The 5,969-nt window shown below is 63.2% G+C and carries 6 protein-coding genes; all 6 read right to left on the bottom strand.

Annotated features, from left to right (window positions below; genetic code table 11):
* Window positions 1-1,679: HAMP domain-containing protein (locus tag ABW043_RS17095; protein ID WP_353922401.1), on the bottom strand; the 1,679-nt coding region annotated here is incomplete at its 3' end.
* Window positions 1,680-1,778: 99 nt separating this feature from the next.
* Window positions 1,779-2,753, bottom strand: coding sequence for an acetyl-CoA carboxylase, carboxyltransferase subunit beta (gene accD / locus ABW043_RS17100; protein ID WP_353922402.1), 975 nt, complete (start codon window positions 2,751-2,753; stop codon window positions 1,779-1,781).
* A 223-nt stretch (window positions 2,754-2,976) separates the two neighbouring features.
* Entirely contained in the window at window positions 2,977-3,801 is an 825-nt protein-coding gene (trpA, locus tag ABW043_RS17105; protein WP_353922403.1) for a tryptophan synthase subunit alpha, read from the bottom strand.
* Window positions 3,801-5,015, bottom strand: coding sequence for a tryptophan synthase subunit beta (trpB, locus tag ABW043_RS17110; RefSeq protein WP_353922404.1), 1,215 nt, complete (start codon window positions 5,013-5,015; stop codon window positions 3,801-3,803). Before trpB ends, trpA begins: the two co-directional genes overlap by 1 nt.
* 44 nt (window positions 5,016-5,059) lie before the next feature.
* Entirely contained in the window at window positions 5,060-5,707 is a 648-nt protein-coding gene (locus ABW043_RS17115; RefSeq protein WP_353922405.1) for a phosphoribosylanthranilate isomerase, read from the bottom strand.
* 55 nt (window positions 5,708-5,762) lie between these two features.
* Window positions 5,763-5,969 (bottom strand): LapA family protein (locus tag ABW043_RS17120; protein ID WP_353922406.1); only part of this gene is annotated, 207 nt, incomplete at its 5' end.

Below are 5,969 nucleotides of genomic sequence, written 5' to 3' on the forward strand. Positions count from 1 at the left end.
TCGGAGAGATCGTTCGCACCCGAAAGAATTTCGCCGGTGGCGCGCTTCAGCGTGCCGGAGGTGGCGCGGAGCTGGCCGACGATGTCGCCGAGGCGTTCGGCCACGGCATTGGTATCGTCCTTGAGGCGGGCAAAGGCGCCCTGGTAGTCGCCGTTGACGCGATGGGTCAGGTCGGTGTCAGCGAGAGCCGAGAGCACAGAGCCGGTTTCAGCCAGGCCGCGGTCTACGGTTTCGACGAGCCGATTGACCGAGCGGGCGAGGGTGTTGAGTTCAGCGTCAGGGAATTTGGCTTCGACGCGATGGGTGAAATCGCCTGACACGGCCGCTTCCACTACGTCGCCAAAGGCGCGCTGCAGCGTCACCATCATTTCGGCGCGCTCGGCCTGGTTGCGGAGGGCCTGGGCGGCCTCGGCCTCGGTCAACTGGCTGATCTTGCGGCCATTTTCGCGGAACACTTCAACGGCCCGTGCCATCGCGCCCAGCTCGTCGCCGCGCGTCGTGCCGGGCACTTCGGCGTCGAAATCGCCGGCCGCGACGGTTTCCATCGTGCCGGTAAGGCGGGTAATCGGCTTGGTGATGGAGCGCGAGAAGAGGAGGCTGAGGACGGCGACGACGGCGAGAAGGCCCGCGCCGATGGCGAACATCATGTTGCGCATCTGGGCGACCGGGGCCAGAACCTCGTCCTGCGCCATCACGGCTACGGCAGCCCAGGGCTCGCCCTTGGTGGCGATCGGTGCGCCGGCAACCAGCATGGGCGTGGCGCGATAATCGGTGGTTTCCCCGATCGTGTGGCTGCCGGCAATGGCGGCATTGAGCACCGGGCCGGCAAAGCCGGTTGCGAGCGCATCATTGCTCGGTGTGAAAATGGAATCCGAGCGCAGTACGCCATTGGCGCCGACGACGATGACTTCGCCGGTCTCGCCAAGGCCGGTGCGATCGCCGACGACGCCATCAAGGACTTCGGAGGGAAGCTGGAAGGCAACGACGCCGATCTTGCGGCCCTGGGCGTTGAAGACGGGTTTTGCAAAGAAGCTGGCGGGAAGACCAGCCGCCGGGGCATAGGCCTCGTAGTCGGCAAAGGCGAGGTCATTGTCGTTTTCGATGGCGACGGCCTGGGCGAAGACGCGACCGAGGCCGGTTGAGGCGAGTGGCCCGCCTTCGGCGAGACTGGTGCCGAATTCTTCGCCCTTCTTCAGCGAGTAGACGACAAAACCCTTCAAATCCATCAGGTAGAAGTCGCGATAGCTGCGCGCCACGACCTTGTTGCGGAAACTGGGCTGGAAGCGGGTATGGGTGACGTCATAGGCCCCGGTCGTGCCCAGCGTATCGAGCGCCGAGAGATTGGCCTTGTCTGGATTGTCGTCGACATAGAGTTTGCGCACTTCGGCGGTCGGGTCGACCTTGAACTGCAGCCAGGCGCCAGCAAAATCGCGCAGCGCCTGTTGGGTATCGGCAGAGCGCGAGGTGGCGACGAGATCTTCCTCGACGCCGTGGATATAGGACGAAACCTGTCGCGCGCGCTCGGAGGCGAGAGTGGCGAGGGTGTTTTCCGCCGAGGCGCGCAGGGCCTGTGAGCCGATGAGATAACTGGCGAGGCCGACGCCCACGCTGACGAGGAGAGCGGAACCCAGTAGGGCCAGGGGCAGTTTCCGGGCAATCGGCAGGGAGAAGCGGCGCATCTGTGTCCTCGCAAAGGCGCACGCCCGGCCGATTCCCGTCGGCTGGGCGAACTATTTTGCGCGAGGTTAGGCGAACGCCGTTAAGTGCCGGTAAAGGCCTTATTCAGCATGTGCGGCGGCGGGCGCGAGATCGTCGTCGCCTTCCGCTGCCACGGCTGCGTCACGCAGGCTCGACTGCGCTGCGATGGCCTTGCTGGTCGAGCCAGAAAGCTCGTCATTGGCCGGGGCGCGGGTGAGAATGCTGGCGAGCGAACCGATGGTCGAGCGCAGGTTGTGACGGTGGACGACCATGTCGACCATGCCGTGCTCATAAAGGTATTCCGAGCGCTGGAAGCCTTTTGGCAGCTTTTCGCGGATCGTCTGCTCGATGACGCGCTGGCCGGCAAAGCCGATCAGGGCGCCGGGCTCGGCAAGATGCACGTCGCCAATCATCGCATAGGAGGCGGTGACGCCGCCCGTGGTCGGATTGGTCAGGACGACAAAGAAGGGAAGGCCGGCTTCACGCAGGCGCAGCACGGCAACAGTGGTACGCGGCATCTGCATCAGCGAGAGCACGCCTTCCTGCATACGGGCGCCGCCCGAAGAGACGAAGAGCACGAAGGGCGTCTTGCGCTCGACGGCAGTTTCAAGGCCGGTGATGATGCCCTGGCCGGCCGCCATGCCGAGCGAGCCGCCCATGAAGTCAAAGTCCTGCACGCCGACGGTGATGTCGCGCTTGTAGAGCTTGCCGGTGGCAACGATGACGCTGTCCTCAAAACCGGTCTTGGCGCGGTTTTCCTTGAGGCGGTCGGTATAGCGCTTCTGGTCGCGGAATTTCAGGGGGTCGACCGGGACGGAGCCGACGGGCACCAGGTCATAGGCACCGTCGTCGAGGAAATTGGCCAGCCGGTCGGCCGGCTTGATCTTCATGTGGTAACCGGAATTCGGCACGACCCACTGATTGGCTTCGAGATCGCGATAGAACACCATCTCGCCGGACTCGGGGTCTTTCACCCAAAGGTTTTCCGGCGTGTCACGCTTGTTGTTGAGGAACGAGCGGATTTTGGGGCGGACGAAATTGTCGATCCAGTTCATGGCGCGGCCTTTCGCGGTGAGCTCTGGCGTTTCTCTGAAACGCTCGGAAACTCACCTAGATGTCAATTGTGGCAATTCTTATCAGGCGGAGACGGCTGGGGCAAAGGGCGGCTAGGCTCTATCCACCTTCATTCCGCAGCGTCATCCCCGTGAAATCGGGGTTCTTTGGCTGGAAACAGAGATTCCCGCTTTCGCGGGAATGACACTGTGGGGAGGAGAAATTCTAAGCCCGGGCCCGCTTCACTCCGGCGAAAATGTCCGCCACGAGATCGCGCACGGCGGCGACGGTCTTGTCGGTGGCCTTGCCATCGACGAGCGTCTTGGCGACAGCCTCGACCAGCACCGTGCCGACAACGATGCCATCGGCATGCTTGCCGATTTCGGCGGCGTCTTCGGCGGTCTTGATGCCAAAGCCGACAGCGACGGGCAGGTCGGTATGGGCCTTGATGCGCTGCACGGCCTCGCCGACCGCAGCGCGCGACTTGATAGCGGCGCCGGTCACCCCGGTCATCGAGACATAGTAGACAAAGCCCGATGTGTTTTCCAAAACCACTGGCAGGCGCTGGTCGTTGGTGGTCGGGGTGGTCAGGCGAATGAAATTGAGCCCGGCCTTGAGAGCGGGGATGCACAGTTCGTCGTCTTCCTCGGCGGGCAGATCGACGATGATGAGCCCGTCGATCCCGGCTTCCTTGGCAGCGGAGAGGAACTTGTCGACGCCAAAACTGTAGATGGGATTGTAGTAGCCCATCAGCACGATCGGGGTGGTCTCGTCCTTGCGGCGGAATTCTTCCACCATGCCGAGGAGCCCGAGCAGCGTCTGCCCGGCCTTCAACGCGCGCTGGCCGCCCATCTGGATGGCGACGCCATCGGCCATGGGGTCGGAAAAGGGCAGGCCGAGTTCGATGATGTCGGCGCCGGCGCCCGGCAGGGCATTGAGAATGGCCTGGCTCGTTGCCAGGTCCGGATCGCCGCCCATGACATAGGTGACGAAGGCGGGGCGGTTGGCGGCCTTGGCGGCAGCGAAAGCGCGGTCGATACGGGTGGTCATTACTTCAACAGCCCCAGATATTTGCCAACGCTTTCGACGTCCTTGTCGCCACGGCCCGAAAGGCACAGCACGACCGATTTGTCTTTCCCCAGGGTCGGGGCGAGCTTGATCACCTGCGCCAGGCCATGGGCGCTTTCAAGCGCGGGGATGATGCCTTCCATGCGGGTGCAGAGCTGGAAGGCTTCGAGCGCTTCATTGTCCGTGATCGGCACATAGGTGACGCGCTTGGTGTCGTGGAGATAGGAATGCTCCGGGCCGACGCCGGGATAGTCGAGACCGGCCGAAATGGAATGGCCTTCGAGAATCTGGCCATCACTATCTTGCAGGAGGTAGGTGCGGTTGCCGTGCAGCACGCCGGGGCGGCCGCCGGTCATCGACGCAGCATGGCCGTTTTCGACCTCGATGCCATGCCCACCGGCTTCGGCGCCATAGATCGCGACTTCAGGATCATCGAGGAAAGCGTGGAATGTGCCGATGGCATTGGAGCCGCCGCCGACGCAGGCGACAACCGCGTCAGGCAGTTTGCCTTCGAGTTCGCGGAACTGCTCTTTCAGTTCAGTACCGATGACCGACTGAAAATCCCTGACCATTTCCGGATAGGGGTGCGGACCGGCCGCCGTGCCGATCAAGTAGTAAGTATTCTCGACATTGGTGACCCAGTCGCGCAGCGCCTCGTTCATGGCGTCTTTGAGCGTACCGGCGCCGGCTGTGACCGGGCGAACTTCGGCGCCCAGCATTTTCATGCGGAGGACGTTCGGCATCTGCCGCTCGACGTCGGTGGCGCCCATGAAGATGGTGCAGGGAAGGTCGAACTTGGCGCAGACCGTCGCCGTCGCCACGCCATGCTGGCCGGCGCCAGTTTCGGCGATGATGCGGGTCTTGCCCATGCGCTTGGCGAGGAGGATCTGGCCAAGGCAATTGTTGATCTTGTGCGAGCCGGTATGGTTCAGCTCTTCGCGCTTGAACCAGACCTTTGCCCCGCCCAGGTGCTGGCTGAGACGCTCGGCGTAATAAAGCGGGCTGGGACGACCGGTATAGTGCGTTGCAAGATCCTTGATCTGCGCCTGGTATGCCGGGTCGACCTTGGCGGCCCGATACTCCTTTTCGAGGTCGAGGATCAGCGGCATCAGCGTTTCGGCGACGAAACGACCGCCATAGATCCCGAAACGGCCGTGCTCGTCCGGGCCATTGCGCAGGGAATTGATGCCGTCCATTAGGTTCCTCTCGGCGCCGCCGAGATGACCCGGCAAACGATCCTTTAGCCGGCCGCGCGGGCGTTGCGGATGAACGCTTCGATCAGCCTTTTGTCCTTTTCGCCGGGTGCCCGCTCCACGCCCGAAGACACGTCTATGCCAAAAGGCGAAACGATCTTGATGGCTTCAGCGACATTGTCCGGCGTCAGGCCACCGGAAAGCATGAAGGGCACGGACGGGTCAAGCGCCTTGAGGAGCGACCAGTCAAAACTTTCCCCCAGGCCCCCCGGTCGATCAGCGCCTTTGGGGGGCTTCGCATCGAGCAGGATGCGGTCGGCGGCATCGGTAAAGGCTGCAACCTGCGCGACATCCTCGGCAGTGCCGATGGGCAGCGCCTTCATGATTTCGACGCCGGAATCAGATCGGATGGTTTCGACACGGTGCGGCGTTTCCGGACCATGGAGCTGGATCCAGTCGGGACCCAGCGCTGCCACTTCGGCAACGCTGCTATTGTCGGGATTGACCAGCACGACGCAGCTTTCGACCTGCCCGCGCGCCGCCGAGATCAACTCGGCCAGCATGTCGATGGGCACATGGCGCGGCGACCGCGCGAAATGCATGAAGCCGATCATGTCGGCGCCGGCGGCAATGGCGGTATCGAGCATGGCAAAAGTCTTGATGCCGCAGATTTTGATGATCAGGGGGTCGCCCATCGCGTGGTCGGAACTCAGCTGTCGGAGCTAGGATAAATGGGACAATGAGGTGTGTTCACCGCAGGTCCAGGATTTCGTCGACTTCGGAAAGGGCATTGGTGCCGCCCTGCCCCTGGCGCCGGCGCTGCGCTTCAAGCTCAGAGCCGAGCGCCTGCGCTTCGCGGCGCCACTGGCGCTCGCGCTTGCGGTGCTGGCCCTGGGCAAACCAGGTGGCTGTGCCGCCGAGCAGCACGCCGATCAGGAGCACGATGTAGAGAATGAC

The organism is Devosia sp., assembly GCF_040509215.1.
Lineage (GTDB): Bacteria > Pseudomonadota > Alphaproteobacteria > Rhizobiales > Devosiaceae > Devosia.

Bases quoted from the DNA above. Each gene is read 5' to 3' on its own strand.
- accD (WP_353922402.1), bottom strand. From the start codon at position 2,753: ATGAACTGGATCGACAATTTCGTCCGCCCCAAAATCCGCTCGTTCCTC.
- trpA (WP_353922403.1), bottom strand. From the start codon at position 3,801: ATGACCACCCGTATCGACCGCGCTTTCGCTGCCGCCAAGGCCGCCAAC.
- trpB (WP_353922404.1), bottom strand. From the start codon at position 5,015: ATGGACGGCATCAATTCCCTGCGCAATGGCCCGGACGAGCACGGCCGT.
- ABW043_RS17115 (WP_353922405.1), bottom strand. From the start codon at position 5,707: ATGGGCGACCCCCTGATCATCAAAATCTGCGGCATCAAGACTTTTGCC.